Below are 16805 nucleotides of genomic sequence, written 5' to 3'. Positions count from 1 at the left end.
CCAGCCTCTTTTTTGCCCCGTCGGGTTGGGGGTTGGTTTTGGATTTTTTCTTTATGTAATTTTTGGATAGCCAGTCCATGCTGTGCGTGGTTTGGTTTGTCTTTTTGACTAGGTTTGGGCTTTTCACGGCCTTTTTTGTGGAGAGTTTGATCCTGGCTCAGGACGAACGCTGGCGGCGTGCTTAACACATGCAAGTCGAACGGAAAGGCCTCAGCTTGCTGGGGTACTCGAGTGGCGAACGGGTGAGTAACACGTGGGTGATCTGCCTTGCACTCTGGGATAAGCTTGGGAAACTGGGTCTAATACCGGATATGAACTGCCTTTAGTGTGGTGGTTGGAAAGTTTTTTCGGTGCAAGATGAGCTCGCGGCCTATCAGCTTGTTGGTGGGGTAATGGCCTACCAAGGCGTCGACGGGTAGCCGGCCTGAGAGGGTGTACGGCCACATTGGGACTGAGATACGGCCCAGACTCCTACGGGAGGCAGCAGTGGGGAATATTGCACAATGGGCGGAAGCCTGATGCAGCGACGCCGCGTGGGGGATGACGGCCTTCGGGTTGTAAACTCCTTTCGACAGGGACGAAGCGTTATGTGACGGTACCTGTATAAGAAGCACCGGCTAACTACGTGCCAGCAGCCGCGGTAATACGTAGGGTGCGAGCGTTGTCCGGAATTACTGGGCGTAAAGAGCTCGTAGGTGGTTTGTCGCGTCGTCTGTGAAATTCCGGGGCTTAACTTCGGGCGTGCAGGCGATACGGGCATAACTTGAGTGCTGTAGGGGAGACTGGAATTCCTGGTGTAGCGGTGAAATGCGCAGATATCAGGAGGAACACCGATGGCGAAGGCAGGTCTCTGGGCAGTTACTGACGCTGAGGAGCGAAAGCATGGGTAGCAAACAGGATTAGATACCCTGGTAGTCCATGCCGTAAACGGTGGGCGCTAGGTGTAGGGGGCTTCCACGTCTTCTGTGCCGTAGCTAACGCATTAAGCGCCCCGCCTGGGGAGTACGGCCGCAAGGCTAAAACTCAAAGGAATTGACGGGGGCCCGCACAAGCGGCGGAGCATGTGGATTAATTCGATGCAACGCGAAGAACCTTACCTGGGCTTGACATACACCAGATTGCTGCAGAGATGTAGTGTCCCTTGTGGTTGGTGTACAGGTGGTGCATGGTTGTCGTCAGCTCGTGTCGTGAGATGTTGGGTTAAGTCCCGCAACGAGCGCAACCCTTGTCTTATGTTGCCAGCATTTGGTTGGGGACTCATGAGAGACTGCCGGGGTTAACTCGGAGGAAGGTGGGGATGACGTCAAATCATCATGCCCCTTATGTCCAGGGCTTCACACATGCTACAATGGTCGGTACAACGCGCAGCGACACTGTGAGGTGGAGCGAATCGCTGAAAGCCGGCCTTAGTTCGGATTGGGGTCTGCAACTCGACCCCATGAAGTCGGAGTCGCTAGTAATCGCAGATCAGCAACGCTGCGGTGAATACGTTCCCGGGCCTTGTACACACCGCCCGTCACGTCATGAAAGTTGGTAACACCCGAAGCCAGTGGCCTAAACTTGTTAGGGAGCTGTCGAAGGTGGGATCGGCGATTGGGACGAAGTCGTAACAAGGTACCCGTACCGGAAGGTGCGGGTGGATCACCTCCTTTCTAAGGAGCATTTTATGTGGCACCAGTTGGTGCTTATAGCCATGAGTTTGTTTCATGGTGTGGTGGTTGAGTAAACAAAAGTTTTGCTGCCACCGTAAGTTAATCGGGTGGAGATACATCTTAACCAGAATAATTATTTAGCTAACGCGGCACTTGTTGAGTGTCTGTTTTTAAAAAAAGTACGTGGTGCATTGTTGGGTGTCTGGGGCATTGTTCCCTGGTTGTAACCCACATAAGTTTCAGTAACTGCTTTGCCTTTTAGGGGTGTGGTTGTTGGGTTGTGTGGGGTGTTGTGTGAGAACTGTATAGTGGACGCGAGCATTAAACCATGTGCTTGCCATCTTCTTTTGTGTTGGTGGTGGGTTGTGGTTTGTGTGATTTCTTTGTTCTTTTGTGTTTTGTGTGTTCACACCAGCACGGTTTGACTTCCGCCATGTTTGTGGTGGTTGTTGTGTTGGTTGTGTGTTCGTTATTTAGGGCGCATGGTGGATGCCTTGGCATGCTGAGCCGATGAAGGACGTGTAAGGCTGCGTTAAGCCTCGGGGAGTTGTCAATAAAGCGTTGATCCGAGGATGTCCGAATGGGGAAACCTGGCACCTGTTATGGGGTGTTACCCTTCAGTGAATTCATAGCTGTTGTGGGGGTTTACGCGGGGAAGTGAAACATCTCAGTACCCGTAGGAGAAGAAAATAAAATTATGATTCTGCTAGTAGTGGCGAACGAACGTGGATGAGGCTAAACCGTGTGCATGTGATACTTGGTAGGGGTTGTGTGTGCGGTGTTGTGGGCCCCAATGGGCGGTGACTACCATCATCGTGCTTGTGTGTTGTTGTTAGGTGAAGTGGTGTGGAAACGCCGACCGTAGAGGGTGATAGTCCCGTAGTTGAAGGCTTCAATGTGCAAGTTGTTGGGTTGCCCGAGTAGCAGCGGGCTCGTGGAATCTGCTGTGAATCTGCCGGGACCACCCGGTAAGCCTAAATACTCAGTGTGACCGATAGTGTATTAGTACCGTGAGGGAATGGTGAAAAGTACCCCGGGAGGGGAGTGAAATAGTTCCTGAAACCATGTGCTTACAATCCGTCAGAGCACCTTTTTGTGTGTGATGGCGTGCCTTTTGAAGAATGAGCCTGCGAGTCAGCGGCATGTCGCGAGGTTAACCCGTGTGGGGTAGCCGTAGGGAAACCGAATCCTAATGGGGTGTTTTTAGTGGCATGTCCTGGACCCGAAGCGGGGTGATCTACCCATGGCCAGTGTGAAGCAGTAGTAAGATGCTGTGGAGGCGCGAACCCACGTAGGTTGAAAACTGCGGGGATGAGCTGTGGGTAGGGGTGAAAGGCCAATCAAACTCCGTGATAGCTGGTTCTCCCCGAAATGCATTTAGGTGCAGCGTCGCATTAGCTTGGTGGAGGTAGAGCTACTGGTTGGTTGAGCGGGACTACAATCTTAGCAATGTCAGCCAAACTCCGAATGCCATCAATTGTGTTGTGCGGCAGTGAGACTGTGGGGGATAAGCTTCATAGTCGAGAGGGAAACAGCCCAGATCGCCGGTTAAGGCCCCTAAGGGTGTGCTAAGTGGAAAAGGATGTGGGATCGCGAAGACAGCCAGGAGGTTGGCTTAGAAGCAGCCATCCTTGAAAGAGTGCGTAATAGCTCACTGGTCGAGTGGTCCTGCGCCGACAATGTAGTGGGGCTCAAGCACACCGCCGAAGCCGCGGCAATACTTTTTGTATTGGGTAGGGGAGCGTCGTGCATGTGTTGAAGCGTTACCGTGAGGAGGCGTGGAGTGTGTGCGAGTGAGAATGCAGGCATGAGTAACGAATTGGAAGGTGAGAATCCTTCCCGCCGGTTGACTAAGGGTTCCTGGGTCAAGTTCGTCTTCCCAGGGTGAGTCGGGACCTAAGGCGAGGCCGACAGGCGTAGTCGATGGATAACCAGTTGATATTCTGGTACCCGTATATCCGCGCCCATGATGAAGCACTGATACTAACCACCGCGGATGCGACTGGGGTGTTCTTTGAACACGTTGGTTGTTGATGTCGTGGGGCCTGATGTGTGGTTCAAGTGATGGGGTGACACAGTGTAGTAGCCATGCCGCTGAGTGGATTGTTGGTGTAAGCGTGTGAGGTGGTGTGTAGGCAAATCCGCACACCGAGTAAGCCTGAGGCGTGATGCGTAGCCCATTGGGGTGAAGTTGGTGATCTAGTACTGTCGAGAAAAGCCTCTAGCGATGTGGATGTATGGCCCGTACCCTAAACCGACACAGGTGGTCAGGTTGAAAATACTAAGGCGTTCGGGTGAACTGTGGTTAAGGAACTCGGCAAAATGCCCCCGTAACTTCGGGAGAAGGGGGACCACACGACTTAAGCCAACCAAAGCGTTGGTGTGGGTTGTGGGGTCGCAGAGAATAGAGGGAAGCGACTGTTTATCAAAAACACAGGTCCATGCGAAGACGTTAAGTTGATGTATATGGACTGACGCCTGCCCGGTGCTGGAAGGTTAAGAGGACCGGTTAGTAGTCTTTGACTGCGAAGCTGAGAATTTAAGCCCCAGTAAACGGCGGTGGTAACTATAACCATCCTAAGGTAGCGAAATTCCTTGTCGGGTAAGTTCCGACCTGCACGAATGGCGTAACGACTTCTCTGCTGTCTCAACCACAGGCCCGGTGAAATTGCACTACGAGTAAAGATGCTCGTTACGCGCGGCAGGACGAAAAGACCCCGGGACCTTCACTATAGCTTGGTATTGGTGTTCGGTTCGGTTTGTGTAGGATAGGTGGGAGACTGTGATGCATGCACGCCAGTGTGTGTGGAGTCGTTGTTGAAATACCACTCTGATCGGATTGGATGTCTAACCTTGGCCCATGATCTGGGTTGGGGACAGTGCCTGGTGGGTAGTTTAACTGGGGCGGTTGCCTCCCAAAATGTAACGGAGGCGCCCAAAGGTTCCCTCAGCCTGGTTGGCAATCAGGTGGTGAGTGTAAGTGCACAAGGGAGCTTGACTGTGAGACAGACATGTCGAACAGGGACGAAAGTCGGGACTAGTGATCCGGCACCTACTTGTGGATGTGGTGTCGCTCAACGGATAAAAGGTACCCCGGGGATAACAGGCTGATCTTCCCCAAGAGTCCATATCGACGGGATGGTTTGGCACCTCGATGTCGGCTCGTCGCATCCTGGGGCTGGAGTAGGTCCCAAGGGTTGGGCTGTTCGCCCATTAAAGCGGCACGCGAGCTGGGTTCAGAACGTCGTGAGACAGTTCGGTCTCTATCCGCCGCGCGCGTTGAAACTTGAAGAAGGCTGTCCCTAGTACGAGAGGACCGGGACGGACGTACCTCTAGTGTGCCAGTTGTTCCGCCAGGAGCATGGCTGGTTGGCTACGTACGGAAGGGATAACCGCTGAAAGCATCTAAGCGGGAAGCCTGTTTTAAGATGAGGTTTCATTTGAGGTCCCCCAAAGACGATGGGGTTGATAGGCCAGACCTGGACGCACCGCAAGGTGTGAAGGCTACTGGTACTAATAGACCAAAACAAACACACACACCCATCTAGGGTGTGTTGACAACAAAACATGACAAACAATTATCACACTGTCGCTTGCGTCCACTACACAGTATCTGACACAACACCAGCAAACCAGATTTGCCCTGTGTGTTTGTCGGTGGCCTATAGCAGCAGGGAAACGCCCGGACCCATTCCGAACCCGGAAGCTAAGCCTGCTAACGCTGATGGTACTGCAACCGGGAGGTTGTGGGAGAGTAAGAAACCGCCGACACCAAACAACAACAAACAACTCAATAACAAACCGTGAAGGCCCTAGACAACACACCACGTCTAGGGCCTCCAGGCCGTTTTCACACCTCACCCAAAACTACAGACCGAAAATGCAGAATGCTGGTCACGGATCCCACTCCTACCATAGGCAGTCACCTGCGACCTGAGGTCTGCACATCCAGGACTAGACTTATGGCTTTGTAGTCAACGATTCATTAGGCCCCGCCTCGGCACCACGTCTGTCGATGCTGGGGTGAAGTTGTACTGTTCGTCTTCCTCGGCAGGGTCAGTTACAGTATCAGCTGTGGTTACTGGTGGTGTTTGTGCAGACTGTGAAAGTTGGGGGCGTTGCGTTTGAGCGACAAGATTGACCTGTGGGAACTTCCCTATGAGGGAAAGACCGTCTATGTTCTGCTTGCAGCACGGGGTAAAGTTTCTGCCCTGGCGGACTCAGAAAATGCTGAAAGTCTTGCTCTACCTCGGATGAGATTCATACGCGGGTTGCGCAGTGTCCTACACCCCGTGGATTGATGGATAGGGTGCCGGCTGCATGTCTGATACGTGAGGGGCAGGTTGTCTCCCGGGTGAAAGATGTTGGGCATTCTCTGGTCTTGAGTGAGAAGCCGGCCCCAGGGTGGGAAGAGGACGGTCTGAGCCACTTCTTTGCGGGCAGGACTGTAGATGTCTCTGAGTCAGGTAGTCGCGCAGCGCGGGTAAGGCTCAGGGATGGTCTTCAGCGTATAGACTTTCTTCCGTTTGGCAACGAGTCAGTACGGAAGACGCAAGTTGGCCTAGCCACGCTTCTTTACCGCGCGGGCGCGTGGGAGCTCAGTAAGAAGTTTGCGTTGGCGGCGCTGTCCTTCGTTCTCTTGATGTTTGGGCCGGCGATTCGTGACCGACTAGATCCGGTGATTGACCCGGTGGCCGAGCGCGTCCCGGACATGCATAGCAGGGGTGAGCTTTACGGCATGGTATTTGAGTTCCTCCATATCGACCACGTGATTGATGTCGTGGCTTCACTGTTCACCCCGATTGGCGCTGTCGTCGCTCCGGTCACAGGCTTGGCGGTGGCTTACGCTGCCGGGTGGAAGGGCGCGAGAGACGCGGACGCGTGGTGGGAGCCGGCGGGGCGTCCGCTTGGAAATGAAAGCGAGATCCCGGCCTTCGAAAGGTAAGTCAAAGCCCTTGACGGTGGTTAAAGGTTCCTAATTATGGGCTCAATAAATGGTCGGTTTCAAACGGTAGTTGAGAGAAGAATTCTCGGGGTCTGGCTGTTAATGGATCAACAAAGGAAATGTGTGTCGCCGTCAGGTGCATGGGAATCCGCATGTCTTCGGCCTCTGCAGGGAAAATGACAGGGTAGATGGGGTCACCAATAATGGGTACACCTGCCTGAAGCATGTGCAGTCGCAGTTGGTGTGTCTTCCCGGTCTGCGGCTTCAAGGTGTACTTCGCGAGCTCTGGTAGTGAACCGTGGATGGACTCGTAGGGGGCCTTATCTATTGGCTCTACGGCGGCGACCTCGGTGATGGCGTTGACCTCGCCCTCGACAATGCGGCCTTGCAGTTCCCCCGGGGTCTTCTCCATACGGGAGCGCCAGACGGTGCCTGGTGAGACGTCGGCAAGCGGGGCGATGGCTTCGTAAGTCTTGGTGACGCGGCGCTCGGCGAAGAGCGTTTGGTAGGCGCCTCGTACTGAGCGGTCCTTGGTGAAGACGAGAATGCCCGAGGTAAGCCGATCGAGGCGATGTGCTGGGGAGAGCTCGTTGTTGCCTGTCTTCCGACGTAGGCGCACGGTGGCAGTCTCCGTGATGTGGCGGGCGCGCGGCATCGTGGCCATGAAGGGTGGCTTGTCCACTACTAAGAGGTGCTCGTCTTCGAACAGGATTGGAATATCGTAAGGGACGGGCGTCTCTGGAGCCGGCATGCGATAGAAGTAGACCACCGCGTTGGTGGCGAGGGTGCTGTCGGGGCGAAGAGGGGAACCATCTTGGCGCACAACTTCGTTGGTGTCGAATCGTGCCTGAAGAGCGGCCTCGTTGTCCTCGGGATGGCGATGGCGCTGCGTGGTGATGAGATTGTGTATGAAGTCCCACGCGCTGATTGGCCCGTCGGACACGCGAGCGTGGGTGGGGTTTAGTCCATCGCGAATAGGAAGTGGTGTTGCGCCACGCCTTTTTTGCGATATTCTTTGTCTCATGGATTTCAACTCTATTCTCGCACCCGTCATCGATTTCTTTTCCAATGGTATCGGTGCCGTGATTCGTGACATTGTCGTGGCCGCCTACAATCTTCTTTTCCCTGCGAACGCAGATGCAGCGACCACCCCACAGGTCTAGTAATAGGTATTAGACTGGGAGTGTAAGCACTTCGAAAGGAAAGGTCATGGCAAAGGAAGACATTGTCGTCGTAGCCGTCGATGGTTCGGAAGCGTCGGAGAACGCCGTCCGCTGGGCTGCCAACACTGCGGTGAAGCGGGGTATCCCACTGCGTATCGCGTCGAGTTATACGATGCCGCAGTTTCTCTACGCCGAAGGCATGGTCCCGCCGAAGGAGCTTTTTGATGACCTCCAAGCGGAAACCTTGCAGAAGATCGAAGAGGCCCGCGCTGAGGCCCACAAGGTTGCCCCGGATCTGAAGATTGGTCACACCGTGGCTGAAGGTTCCCCGATCGACATGCTGTTGGAGATGTCTAAGGACGTCACCATGATTGTCATGGGCTCCCGCGGTATGGGCGGTCTTTCTGGAATGGTCATGGGTTCGGTTTCTGCCTCCGTGGTTTCCCACGCCTCCTGCCCGGTGGTCGTAGTTCGTGAAGATAACCACGTCACTGAGTCCACCAAGTACGGTCCTGTCGTCATCGGTGTCGATGGATCCGAGGTCTCCCAGAAGGCGACTGATTATGCCTTCAAGGAAGCGGATGCCCGTGGTGCAGAGCTGATTGCCGTTCACACGTGGATGGACATGCAGGTTCAGGCTTCCCTGGCCGGCCTTTCGGCAGCCCAGGCTGAATGGGCTGAGGTGGAGAAGGAACAGGCAGAACTGCTGACCGAGCGCCTCGCAGATTTCCAGGAGAAGTACCCGGATGTACAGGTCAAGAAGGTTATCGCTCGTGACCGTCCGGTCCGTGCGCTGACGGAAGCTTCCGAGGGCGCTCAGCTGCTTGTCGTGGGTTCGCATGGCCGAGGTGGCTTCAAGGGCATGCTGCTTGGGTCTACCTCCCGCGCGCTGCTGCAGTCCGCACCGTGCCCGATGATGGTGGTACGCCCGGACTCCGAGTAACCTTCGCATAACCCCGCTATAACGATTCGGGCCCTTTTATTGGATAGATGGTAAGCCCGAGTCGTTTTGGTGTTTTAACGCGTACGGTGGGGTGTACGTAAATAAAAGCTATTTACTGTTATTAGAAGGAGTGAGCGACATGGGACTTGGTCTCGGTTTCTTTGGTTCGATTGTTGTTGGCATCATTGCGGGTTGGCTCGCAGAGAAGATTATGAAGCGTGACCAGGGGCTCTTCACTAACCTCATCGTTGGTGTTATCGGTGGCCTCATTGGTGGCGGTTTGCTGGCGCTCTTTAACAAGAGCGTTGGTGATAGCTGGTTCTTGATGATTATTACGGCGACCGTCGGCGCTTGTATCCTGCTGTGGATCGTGGGTGCCATTACGGGCCGCAAGAAATAATAATTCGCATACATACCGGTTTGTCTATATTGTATAGATGAACCGGTTTTGTCATGTAAGGAGAAGAAATGGCCGAAAAGAAGTCGCGCCGCAATCGCCCGAGCCCGCGTAGCCGACTACTCGAATCTGCCACGCGGCTCTTTACCACCGAGGGTATCCGCGTCATCGGAATCGACCGCATCCTGCGCGAGGCAGATGTTGCAAAGGCTTCGCTCTATTCTCTTTTCGGCTCCAAGGATGCCCTAGTTATCGCATACGTCGAGGCCCTCGATGAGGAATACCGCGCAGATTGGCAAAAGCGCACCGAGGACGCCACCGACCCGGAGAGCAAGATCCTGGCTTTCTTCGACAAGGCCATCGAAGAGCAGCCAGCTATGGAGTTTCGCGGATCGCACTTCCTTAACGCGGCTGGCGAATACCCACGCCCAGAGACAGACGCCGAGCGGGGCATTGTGGCTGCCTGCGTAGAGCACCGCACGTGGATTCATTCCACCATCACGGCGCTGCTTAACACCAAGAATGGCTACCCCTCAGAGGAGCAGGCGAGCCAGATTCTTATCTTCCTTGATGGCGGCCTCGCCGGCGCGCGCCTGACCCGCGACGTCGCCCCGCTCGTCACCGCGAAGCAGCTGGCTATTCAGCTTCTGTCGGCGCCTCCGGCCGATTATTCGATTTAATAATCTTGCGCGCCTCCGCCACGATGGCCGAGTGGCGTTTGCGGGCAGCAGCCACTTCTTCCTTGTGTTTGGGGTCTTCCTTAAGGCGCCGTTTAGCGGCCTTCTTTTCTTTTTTCTCTTCCTTATCCCGCCAACGTCGAATGCTCTCGCGCCGTAGTTCGTGGACAGCTTCTGGTAGGGGATAACGGCGGCGCAGGATGAATTCATACACCAAGGTCTGTAGCAGGGTAAAGAGATAGGTGCAGCCCCAGTAGAAGATGATTGTCACGGGGATGGGGCCGTTCCAGGCCACTGACCACAACATCCAAGGGATCAGAATCACCATGAGTGCCATGAACCACAGCAGGCGGCGCGGTATTTTCTGATCGAAACGCGTGGTGAGGTAGCTGCGGTAGAGCGTGATCAGGGTGTTGAGGGATGTAAACACGAGCGCCGCCAGAAGCATCGGCAGGATCAAGTCGTGATGTTCGCGAGCGAAATCGGTCAGCGGGACCCCAAAAACTGTGGAGTTGCGGAATGAGGAGACGTCGTCAAGCGTGAGCATTCCTACTGGTTCATTCGTGGAACCGGAAACCCTAAGCACCACCTGGTAGAGGCCAATGAAGGCCGGGGTGATGAGGAAGATGGGAAAGCAGCCCACCGCGGGGTTGTGCTGAAAGCGTTTATTGAGCTCACGCTGCTGGGTCAGGATGGTAACGGCTTCTTCGACCGAATCAGCCTGGTTGAGCTGTTCTTCGAGCTTGGTCATCTCCGGGCGTATGAGAGCGCCAATGCGGCCTTGTTTTACCGAGAGCCAATTGAGTGGAGCGATGATTCCGCGGACCGTGAGTACGAGGAAGACGATGGTGAGAATCCACGCCATCGAACCGTCCAGGAAAGAAGAAAAAAGTAGGTGCCAAAGTTTCATGATTCCGGAGACCGGGTACATGAAGATGCTGATCATCGCCTTTTCCTTTTCCTGCAGGGTGGTGGGGCATCTACACATTACAGGGAAGCTAAGATGCTTGTATGCCCCACCCCACCTCGCGTACGCGGCCGACCGTAGGTACCGTCATCGGTGAGCTTATGCTGACGGTCGGCGTCCTGCTGCTGCTTTTCGCTTTCTATGAGTCATATTGGACCAACATCAAGTCTGGCCAGATGCAGGACCAAGCCAATGAGACGCTGCAGGAAGAATGGCACAACCCGCGTGGAGGGGGCCACGCCCCGAAACTTGGTGAGGCCTTCGCGCGCCTCTACATACCGGCCTTTGGCTCGGATTTCGCTTTCGCGGTTCTGGAAGGCACCAACGAGGATGACCTGTTGCGCGGACCGGGGCGCTACACGGAAACGCAGATGCCCGGCGAGTCGGGAAATTTTGCCGTCGCCGGGCACCGCGTGGGCAAAGGGGCCCCTTTTAATGATCTGGGAAACCTGGACACCTGTGATGCCATCGTCATCGAAACCGAAACGGAGTGGATCACCTATCGCGTGCTGCCCATTGATGGTGTTCGGGGCGACTGTTTTAGTCCGGAGCAACAGGCCAAACCGGAGTACCAACCGGTGCAGGGCCGTCATATCACGCTGCCGGGCGATGTCAGCGTGCTTCAACCCATCCCCGGTGCGGAGGGGGTTGAGCCCAGCGAATCCCTCCTCACCCTCACCACCTGCCACCCGCAGTTCTCCAATGCGGAGCGCATGATCATTCACGCGATGGAGACTGACCGGGAGGCTAAAGCGCCCGGCACGGATGACAATGACCGCCCCGCTGTCTTGGAGGAGAACTAATGTATCGCGCACTCTGGAACTTGTTGCCTGGCCCCACCGCGGTGAAGGCGGTGTTGGCGCTGGCGCTCGCTGTGGGTGTTTTCTTCCTGCTCATGGAGGTTATTTTCCCCTGGGTAGCAGCGCAGATGCCCTATAACGACGTCGCCGTTTAGGCTATTAAATGCTTAGGACGTTACAGGCCTAAGCGCTTGATCGCTTCCTGCGCTATGAGCTGGGGTTTGAGGGTCTGCAGCTGATTCGACCACACCACCACGGCATGGTTGTCCTTCTGCACGGCATAGACCGTGTGATCCTCAAAGACACCGCGTCCGCCTGACCACCCATCGAATTCGGTGAGCTCTGTGTCCTCCACTGGCGCAGCCCAATCCACGACCGCCCGGGCCTCCTCCACGCTGGGCATCTGCCGCACCAGGACGGTGGCTTGTGGGTCCTCGGGGTAGGACCAGAACACGCAGGCGGGGGTGCTAAAGCGCTTGTCGACGCCCCACCGTGTCATCCTTTGTCCGTTCGTATCGGCCACCCACTGGGTATCCAAGTAAGGGCAGTCTTCCCAGTCGCTGACCTCGGCGGTAGCGTCCGCGGGCAGGCCATCGCCTGCGTTGTGTTCTGACGCGGGGCTGGTGGTGTGGGTGCTGGTGGTGGGGTCCTGGGCCTCCGAGCACCCCACGGTGGCTAAGCCGATGCCGATCACGCAGGCGGCAAAAGAGGGAAGTAGGCTGTGGCGCATGACGTCCACACTAGACCAGCGCTCAGTTGAATCGGATGCCCTGCGCAATGGTATTCACGTCCTGACAGCGACGCTGCTGGTGGTGGCGATTTTTACCACAGTGCGCCTACCGCTGTGGCAGGGCGTGTTGAACCTCCTGCTCTTGGTTTCCTTTGCCGTGGTCTACTTCGGGGGATCGGCTTACTTGGAGGCCCTCCCGCGCGTCGCGCGTTATGGCTGGATGGTCATCCTCACGGTGTTGTGGCTCGCTGATTTGGCAGTGGCGCCCGCGGCCATCTACCTGGTGTTTTCCCTGTACTTTGTGTATCTCTACGTGCTGGAGATGATCCCCGGCGTCATCTGCGTTATCGCGGCCACGGTGATGACCGTGCTGGTGCAGATACCGGGCGGGCTGTCCTTTGGCGGCATCATGGGCCCCGCGGTATCGGCCATGGTGACAATCGCGATTACCTACGCCTTCCGCGCGTTGAGCAGTATGAACCAAGAATTGGTGAAGACCCGTTCGCAACTTGTGGAGTCGGAGCGCACGGCCGGCATGACGGCTGAGCGCCAGCGCATCGCCCACGAGATCCACGACACCCTGGCACAGGGCCTGTCCTCCATCCAGATGCTGCTGCATGCCGCTGACCGTGACCTCGACCAAGAAGATATTCCCAAAGCACAAGAGCGCATTGAGCTCGCGCGGCGCACCGCAGCGGATAACCTCCATGAAGCGCGCGCCATGATTGCGGCACTTCAGCCGGCGGCACTATCGGAAACTTCCCTGGGAGCTGCCATGACGCGGATGGCGGATAACTTCGCGGCAACCGGTGGGGTCGACGTGTCTGTGGACGTTGAAGGCGATACGCAGCAGTTGCCCATGAAGGTGGAAGCGGCGTTGCTGCGGATTGCGCAGGGGGCGATGGGGAACGTCGTCAAGCATGCCCACGCCAGCAAGGCGCGGGTCACCGTGACCTATGCGCCGGATGAGGTGCGCGTGGACGTGGTGGATAACGGCCAGGGCTTTGATGTCTCGGCGGTGGAGAATAAGCCGGCGGGTTTGGGGCATATTGGTCTATCGGCCATGCGCAGGCGTGCAGAGGAGCTCGGCGGAGAAGTCGTGATTGAATCCACGCCAGGCAGCGGCACGGCGGTCTCAGTTAGTGTGCCCTTAGATAACGATGTAGATTAGGAAATTGTCCACACTGTACCAATGAGGAGGAAGCCCGTGATTAGGGTCTTGCTTGCCGACGACCACGAGATCGTACGCCTAGGTCTACGCTCGGTGCTCGAGGGGGCAGAGGATATCGAGGTAGTGGGCGAGGTAGCTACGGCTGAAGCTGCTGTGTCCGCGGCACAGGCGGGCGGCATCGACGTCCTCCTCATGGACTTGCGTTTTGGTGCGGGCATCGAAGGCACGCGCGTCATGGGCGGCGCGGAGGCAACCGCGGCTATCCGCTACTCCATGGAGAATCCCCCCAAGGTGCTCGTGGTGACCAACTATGACACCGACGCGGATATCCTCGGAGCGATTGAGGCCGGAGCGGTGGGCTACCTGCTGAAGGATGCACCACCGGTGGAGCTGCTCGCGGCGGTGCGCTCGGCGGCCGAAGGAGATTCGGCGCTCTCGCCCGTGGTGGCCGATAAGCTGATGACCCGCGTGCGCACCCCGCGCACCTCTCTCACCCCGCGCGAGCTTGAAGTATTGAAGCTGGTGGCGGCGGGTTCCTCCAACCGTGAGATCGGTGTGGAACTGATGCTTTCGGAGGCGACGGTGAAGTCCCACCTAGTCCACATCTACGACAAACTAGGTGTGCGCTCCCGCACCTCCGCCGTGGCTGCTGCCCGCGAGCAGGGCGTTCTTTAAAGATTGTTGGCGTTGCGGTACGCCAAGATGACATCGTTGGGGATTTTGCCGCGCTCAGCTACTTGATAGCCGTGCTTGGCGGCCCACACGCGGACATCGGCCGGCTTATAGCGGCGGGTGTCCTTTTTGACGGGGTGGCGGGCAGCTTTCACGAAGGGTTCCAGTGCCGCGTGGAACTTGTCGGCGTTGTCCTGGGACACGTCGAGGAGATAGTCCTTACCGTCAACGCTAAAGCGGATGACGATCAGCTCTTCCTCGCTGAGGGGCTTGTTATCGATATCGTCAAAGAATTGGGTGATTTCGCGGCGGGCCATGAATCTCCATTCTGGCTTAACAATGATGATGCGCCGCGACGGCTGCCCTCCCCGCCCGGGGGAAGGTAAGTGCGGCCTGGAGGTAAGAGCGTGCGCGCCACAAGGCTAAGCGCGCAGCTTGGACTGGATTTCCTCGTTCAGCGAGTCGATCTCTCCGGAGATGGAGCGGTGCGCGCGCTGACGCTGTTGGTCGGTCATGTACTCGGCATTGTCAATCGCGGAGTCAAGCTCGTTGAGGCGCTCCTTGACGTCGCGCTTGAAGCCAGCGGGAAGCTGCGCGTCCTTGAGGGAGTTGCGGATGCCAGCCGTGCGGGCCTTGAGCGGCGCGCCGTGACCGGAGAAGGACGCTAGCTGCTCAGCGCTGACTCCGGCCTTCTGCGCGCGCTTCTTCTCCACCTCGCGCTGGGCAGCGGTGATGCCGCGGTAAAGCAGCGGCAAAAGAAGAGGTGCTGCGGTACGCAGGGCGCCGGCATAACGCTTGACGTTGTTCTTATTAAAGCGGCCCTGCTTAATGCGTTCGAGTTCCTTCTTGGCCATTTTGTACTCGTGCTTGCGGCGATTCTTCAGGCCCTTTTCCTCAGACTTGATAAGCGCCTTCTCTTGCCTAGCCAACAGCTTTTGTTGGCGGTGCTTGGCCTTATCCGCAGCCTTGACCTCTGCCTTTGCGCGGGTCTTAGCGGCCTTGATCTCAGCGCGGGCCTCACGGCGGGCCTTGCGGATCTTCTTCATAATGCCCATTGAAACGTCCTTTTATTTAGCTATCTTTAGGGTCTCGCTACAACTCTAGCAAGGTGGTCTACTAAGCTCACCTGCTGTGAAGGATGTGCTCGTTGCCACGGATCTTGTGGGCTGCCGTTATCGCTTAGTGCAGCGCCGCGCGCATCCTGAGATCCCACGCACCGCGGTGAGCCAAGCCCGGGCGGAGCGCCACGCCGCGGCCATTGATGCTGCACTTAGCCGCCTCCCCAAAAAGGGGCCGGGCCGGTTCCGCCGGATCGACCTGGAGGGGGATGATTTCGAGCGGGCGCTTGCCACGCTGGAAGCACTTGTTCGCGGCTATACGCACATCACAAACGCGGTCTTTTCGACCTCCGAATGGATGGTGCGTGTGGAGCTCCTCGTGCGTGACGGGGATAAATACAGCCCTGTCATCGTCTCCGATCACCGCGTGGCCCGCCCGCACGAGGGATCGCGCACGCTGGTTGTTCCCACCCACCGCTTGGGGTTGAGTGAGCCGCTCCCGGCGAAATACAAAATTCGACACCATGCCGTCGACGGCTACCGTTTGGCCTTGGCCGCGCGGGGCCTGGAAGAAGTGGGCTTGAACTCTGGCAGGGGCGCGGCGATTGGCCAGGACCGCAGCCAGGCTTTTGTCACGGATACCTCGCGTTTCGCCATCGATGAGGCGTTGGCGCAGCCGCTCCCCTCTGGGCCGCGCCGCGTCAAAGAGTGCGCCTCCTGCCGCTTTTGGCCCTTGTGCCGGGAGGAGCTCGAAGCCCGCGATGATATCTCCCTCTTCCTGCCGGGCGATCGCGCTAACCCCTACCGCGAGCGTGGCATCACGACGGTGCAAGGGCTTATCGACGCCTCTCTCGGCGCCCCCTCCGCCCTCGCCGCTGCCTGGCGCGAAGACATCCCACTGTTGCGCCGCGAACGGGTTAGTGTTCCCCGAGCGGATGTCGAAGTTGATGTCGACATGGAGGCCTACCTGGATCAAGGCGCATACCTCTGGGGTGCGCTCCTGGACGGTGAGTACCATTCATTCGTTACATGGGAACCGCTCGGTGGCCGCGCGGAGGCGGAAAATTTTGCCGAGTTCTGGGAGTGGCTCATGGGGGTGCGTGCTGAGGCACATGCGGCTGGAAAGACCTTCGCAGCCTACTGCTACTCCGCCCACGGTGAGAACCATTGGATGCGCAGATCCGCCCAGCGCTTTTCTACACCGAACCTGCAGGAGGTGGAAGAGTTCATCTCCTCGGAAGAATGGGTAGATATGTTCGTCCACGTCAGGCGCAGTTTCGCCGGTACTGCGGGGCTGGGTCTGAAGACCGTGGCACCGGTTGCGGGCTTCGAATGGCCGGAAGAGTTTGACGGCGAGGAATCCGTTAATGCCCGCCGCGCCGCACTTGCCGGTGACACAGACGCGCGTGCGCAAATTCTGCGCTATAACGCGGGCGATGTGCGCGCTACCCACGCCGTCCGAGAGTGGATGTCCGATGACGCGCCGGGAGTATTACCCCTCGAGCCCTAGCAGGCCCGCCTTATCTCCTGTTTGCACACCCCCAGACCTGAAACCCGCAACCTGCAGGTGGGGCGTCGCCAAGCGCTTGCCGACGCCCACCGCTCACGCAGGAGGTTGCGGGTTTCAGGT

General features: G+C 57.2%; 15 protein-coding genes and 3 rRNA genes. 13 read left to right on the top strand and 5 right to left on the bottom strand.

Annotated features, from left to right (window positions below):
- The first annotated feature begins 134 nt into the window (after positions 1-134).
- The 4 genes from CAURI_RS12680 (at position 135) to CAURI_RS12665 (ending at position 6597) form a co-directional block, all read left to right on the top strand.
- Positions 135-1652 (top strand): 16S ribosomal RNA (locus CAURI_RS12680).
- Positions 1653-2114: 462 nt separating this feature from the next.
- Positions 2115-5188: ribosomal RNA gene (locus tag CAURI_RS12675) — 23S ribosomal RNA — on the top strand.
- Positions 5189-5305: 117 nt separating this feature from the next.
- Positions 5306-5423: ribosomal RNA gene (gene rrf / locus CAURI_RS12670) — 5S ribosomal RNA — on the top strand.
- The 16S, 23S and 5S rRNA genes sit together here, the layout of an rRNA operon.
- A 610-nt stretch (positions 5424-6033) precedes the next feature.
- Entirely contained in the window at positions 6034-6597 is a 564-nt protein-coding gene (locus tag CAURI_RS12665; protein ID WP_157753253.1) for a hypothetical protein, read from the top strand.
- A gap of 34 nt (positions 6598-6631) precedes the next feature.
- On the opposite strand, the gene CAURI_RS12660 is transcribed toward CAURI_RS12665, so the two are convergent.
- Positions 6632-7684 carry a pseudouridine synthase gene (locus CAURI_RS12660; protein WP_100067425.1) on the bottom strand — a complete coding sequence of 351 codons (1053 nt, stop codon included), beginning with the start codon at positions 7682-7684 and terminating at the stop codon, positions 6632-6634.
- Between CAURI_RS12660 and CAURI_RS13960 the strand changes: the two genes are divergently transcribed.
- From CAURI_RS13960 to CAURI_RS12645, 4 genes are all read left to right on the top strand, one after another.
- Positions 7620-7760, top strand: coding sequence for a hypothetical protein (locus tag CAURI_RS13960; protein ID WP_010188455.1), 141 nt, complete (start codon positions 7620-7622; stop codon positions 7758-7760). The genes CAURI_RS12660 and CAURI_RS13960 overlap by 65 nt on opposite strands.
- Before the next feature lie 46 nt (positions 7761-7806).
- Entirely contained in the window at positions 7807-8703 is an 897-nt protein-coding gene (locus CAURI_RS12655) for a universal stress protein (protein WP_010188456.1), read from the top strand.
- 139 nt (positions 8704-8842) lie between these two features.
- The gene (locus CAURI_RS12650; protein WP_010188457.1) at positions 8843-9103 is read left to right on the top strand and encodes a GlsB/YeaQ/YmgE family stress response membrane protein; all 261 of its coding nucleotides are present in this window, start codon (positions 8843-8845) and stop codon (positions 9101-9103) included.
- Positions 9104-9171: 68 nt separating this feature from the next.
- Positions 9172-9780 (top strand): TetR/AcrR family transcriptional regulator, encoded by a 609-nt coding sequence (locus CAURI_RS12645; protein WP_010188458.1) that lies wholly within the window; start codon positions 9172-9174, stop codon positions 9778-9780.
- On the opposite strand, the gene yidC is transcribed toward CAURI_RS12645, so the two are convergent.
- Positions 9737-10723 carry a membrane protein insertase YidC gene (yidC, locus tag CAURI_RS12640; protein WP_010188459.1) on the bottom strand — a complete coding sequence of 329 codons (987 nt, stop codon included), beginning with the start codon at positions 10721-10723 and terminating at the stop codon, positions 9737-9739. The two genes, CAURI_RS12645 and yidC, sit on opposite strands and share 44 nt — an antisense overlap.
- A gap of 65 nt (positions 10724-10788) precedes the next feature.
- Here yidC and CAURI_RS12635 point away from each other — a divergent pair, with 65 nt between their 5' ends.
- A complete protein-coding gene (locus tag CAURI_RS12635) occupies positions 10789-11547 on the top strand; it encodes a class E sortase (RefSeq protein ID WP_010188460.1) in 759 nt (252 codons plus the stop codon).
- A complete protein-coding gene (locus CAURI_RS13955; RefSeq protein WP_010188461.1) occupies positions 11547-11699 on the top strand; it encodes a hypothetical protein in 153 nt (50 codons plus the stop codon). Before CAURI_RS12635 ends, CAURI_RS13955 begins: the two co-directional genes overlap by 1 nt.
- A 20-nt stretch (positions 11700-11719) precedes the next feature.
- Here the strand turns inward: CAURI_RS13955 and CAURI_RS12625 are convergent, their stop codons facing one another.
- Positions 11720-12274 carry a DUF2020 domain-containing protein gene (locus tag CAURI_RS12625; RefSeq protein WP_029158905.1) on the bottom strand — a complete coding sequence of 185 codons (555 nt, stop codon included), beginning with the start codon at positions 12272-12274 and terminating at the stop codon, positions 11720-11722.
- Here CAURI_RS12625 and CAURI_RS12620 point away from each other — a divergent pair.
- Positions 12273-13445, top strand: a complete 1173-nt coding sequence (locus CAURI_RS12620; RefSeq protein WP_010188463.1) for a sensor histidine kinase — start codon at positions 12273-12275, stop codon at positions 13443-13445. The two genes, CAURI_RS12625 and CAURI_RS12620, sit on opposite strands and share 2 nt — an antisense overlap.
- A gap of 36 nt (positions 13446-13481) precedes the next feature.
- Positions 13482-14120: a LuxR C-terminal-related transcriptional regulator gene (locus CAURI_RS12615; RefSeq protein ID WP_010188464.1), complete on the top strand. Its 639-nt coding sequence runs from the start codon at positions 13482-13484 to the stop codon at positions 14118-14120.
- On the opposite strand, the gene CAURI_RS12610 is transcribed toward CAURI_RS12615, so the two are convergent.
- Positions 14117-14434: a histone-like nucleoid-structuring protein Lsr2 gene (locus tag CAURI_RS12610; protein ID WP_010188467.1), complete on the bottom strand. Its 318-nt coding sequence runs from the start codon at positions 14432-14434 to the stop codon at positions 14117-14119. The two genes, CAURI_RS12615 and CAURI_RS12610, sit on opposite strands and share 4 nt — an antisense overlap.
- 105 nt (positions 14435-14539) lie before the next feature.
- Positions 14540-15172, bottom strand: coding sequence for a DUF6474 family protein (locus CAURI_RS12605; protein ID WP_010188469.1), 633 nt, complete (start codon positions 15170-15172; stop codon positions 14540-14542).
- A gap of 76 nt (positions 15173-15248) precedes the next feature.
- On the opposite strand from CAURI_RS12605, the gene CAURI_RS12600 reads away from it, so the two are divergent.
- Complete coding sequence (locus tag CAURI_RS12600; RefSeq protein ID WP_010188471.1) at positions 15249-16685, top strand: TM0106 family RecB-like putative nuclease; 1437 nt, start codon at positions 15249-15251, stop codon at positions 16683-16685.
- Positions 16686-16805 lie beyond the last annotated feature (120 nt).

Origin of the sequence: Corynebacterium aurimucosum ATCC 700975, assembly GCF_000022905.1 — a bacterium.
Lineage (GTDB): Bacteria > Actinomycetota > Actinomycetes > Mycobacteriales > Mycobacteriaceae > Corynebacterium > Corynebacterium aurimucosum_F.
The sequence above is the reverse complement of the archived record's forward strand: the minus strand, read 5'-3'. Positions and strand labels throughout refer to the sequence as shown.

Excerpts from the sequence above, each read along its gene's own strand:
- CAURI_RS12605 (WP_010188469.1), bottom strand. The coding sequence starts at position 15,172 with ATGGGCATTATGAAGAAGATCCGCAAGGCCCGCCGTGAGGCCCGCGCT.
- yidC (WP_010188459.1), bottom strand. The coding sequence starts at position 10,723 with ATGATCAGCATCTTCATGTACCCGGTCTCCGGAATCATGAAACTTTGG.
- CAURI_RS12650 (WP_010188457.1), top strand. The coding sequence starts at position 8,843 with ATGGGACTTGGTCTCGGTTTCTTTGGTTCGATTGTTGTTGGCATCATT.
- CAURI_RS12655 (WP_010188456.1), top strand. The coding sequence starts at position 7,807 with ATGGCAAAGGAAGACATTGTCGTCGTAGCCGTCGATGGTTCGGAAGCG.
- CAURI_RS13955 (WP_010188461.1), top strand. The coding sequence starts at position 11,547 with ATGTATCGCGCACTCTGGAACTTGTTGCCTGGCCCCACCGCGGTGAAG.
- CAURI_RS12635 (WP_010188460.1), top strand. The coding sequence starts at position 10,789 with ATGCCCCACCCCACCTCGCGTACGCGGCCGACCGTAGGTACCGTCATC.
- CAURI_RS12645 (WP_010188458.1), top strand. The coding sequence starts at position 9,172 with ATGGCCGAAAAGAAGTCGCGCCGCAATCGCCCGAGCCCGCGTAGCCGA.
- CAURI_RS13960 (WP_010188455.1), top strand. The coding sequence starts at position 7,620 with ATGGATTTCAACTCTATTCTCGCACCCGTCATCGATTTCTTTTCCAAT.
- CAURI_RS12625 (WP_029158905.1), bottom strand. The coding sequence starts at position 12,274 with ATGCGCCACAGCCTACTTCCCTCTTTTGCCGCCTGCGTGATCGGCATC.
- CAURI_RS12610 (WP_010188467.1), bottom strand. The coding sequence starts at position 14,434 with ATGGCCCGCCGCGAAATCACCCAATTCTTTGACGATATCGATAACAAG.
- CAURI_RS12620 (WP_010188463.1), top strand. The coding sequence starts at position 12,273 with ATGACGTCCACACTAGACCAGCGCTCAGTTGAATCGGATGCCCTGCGC.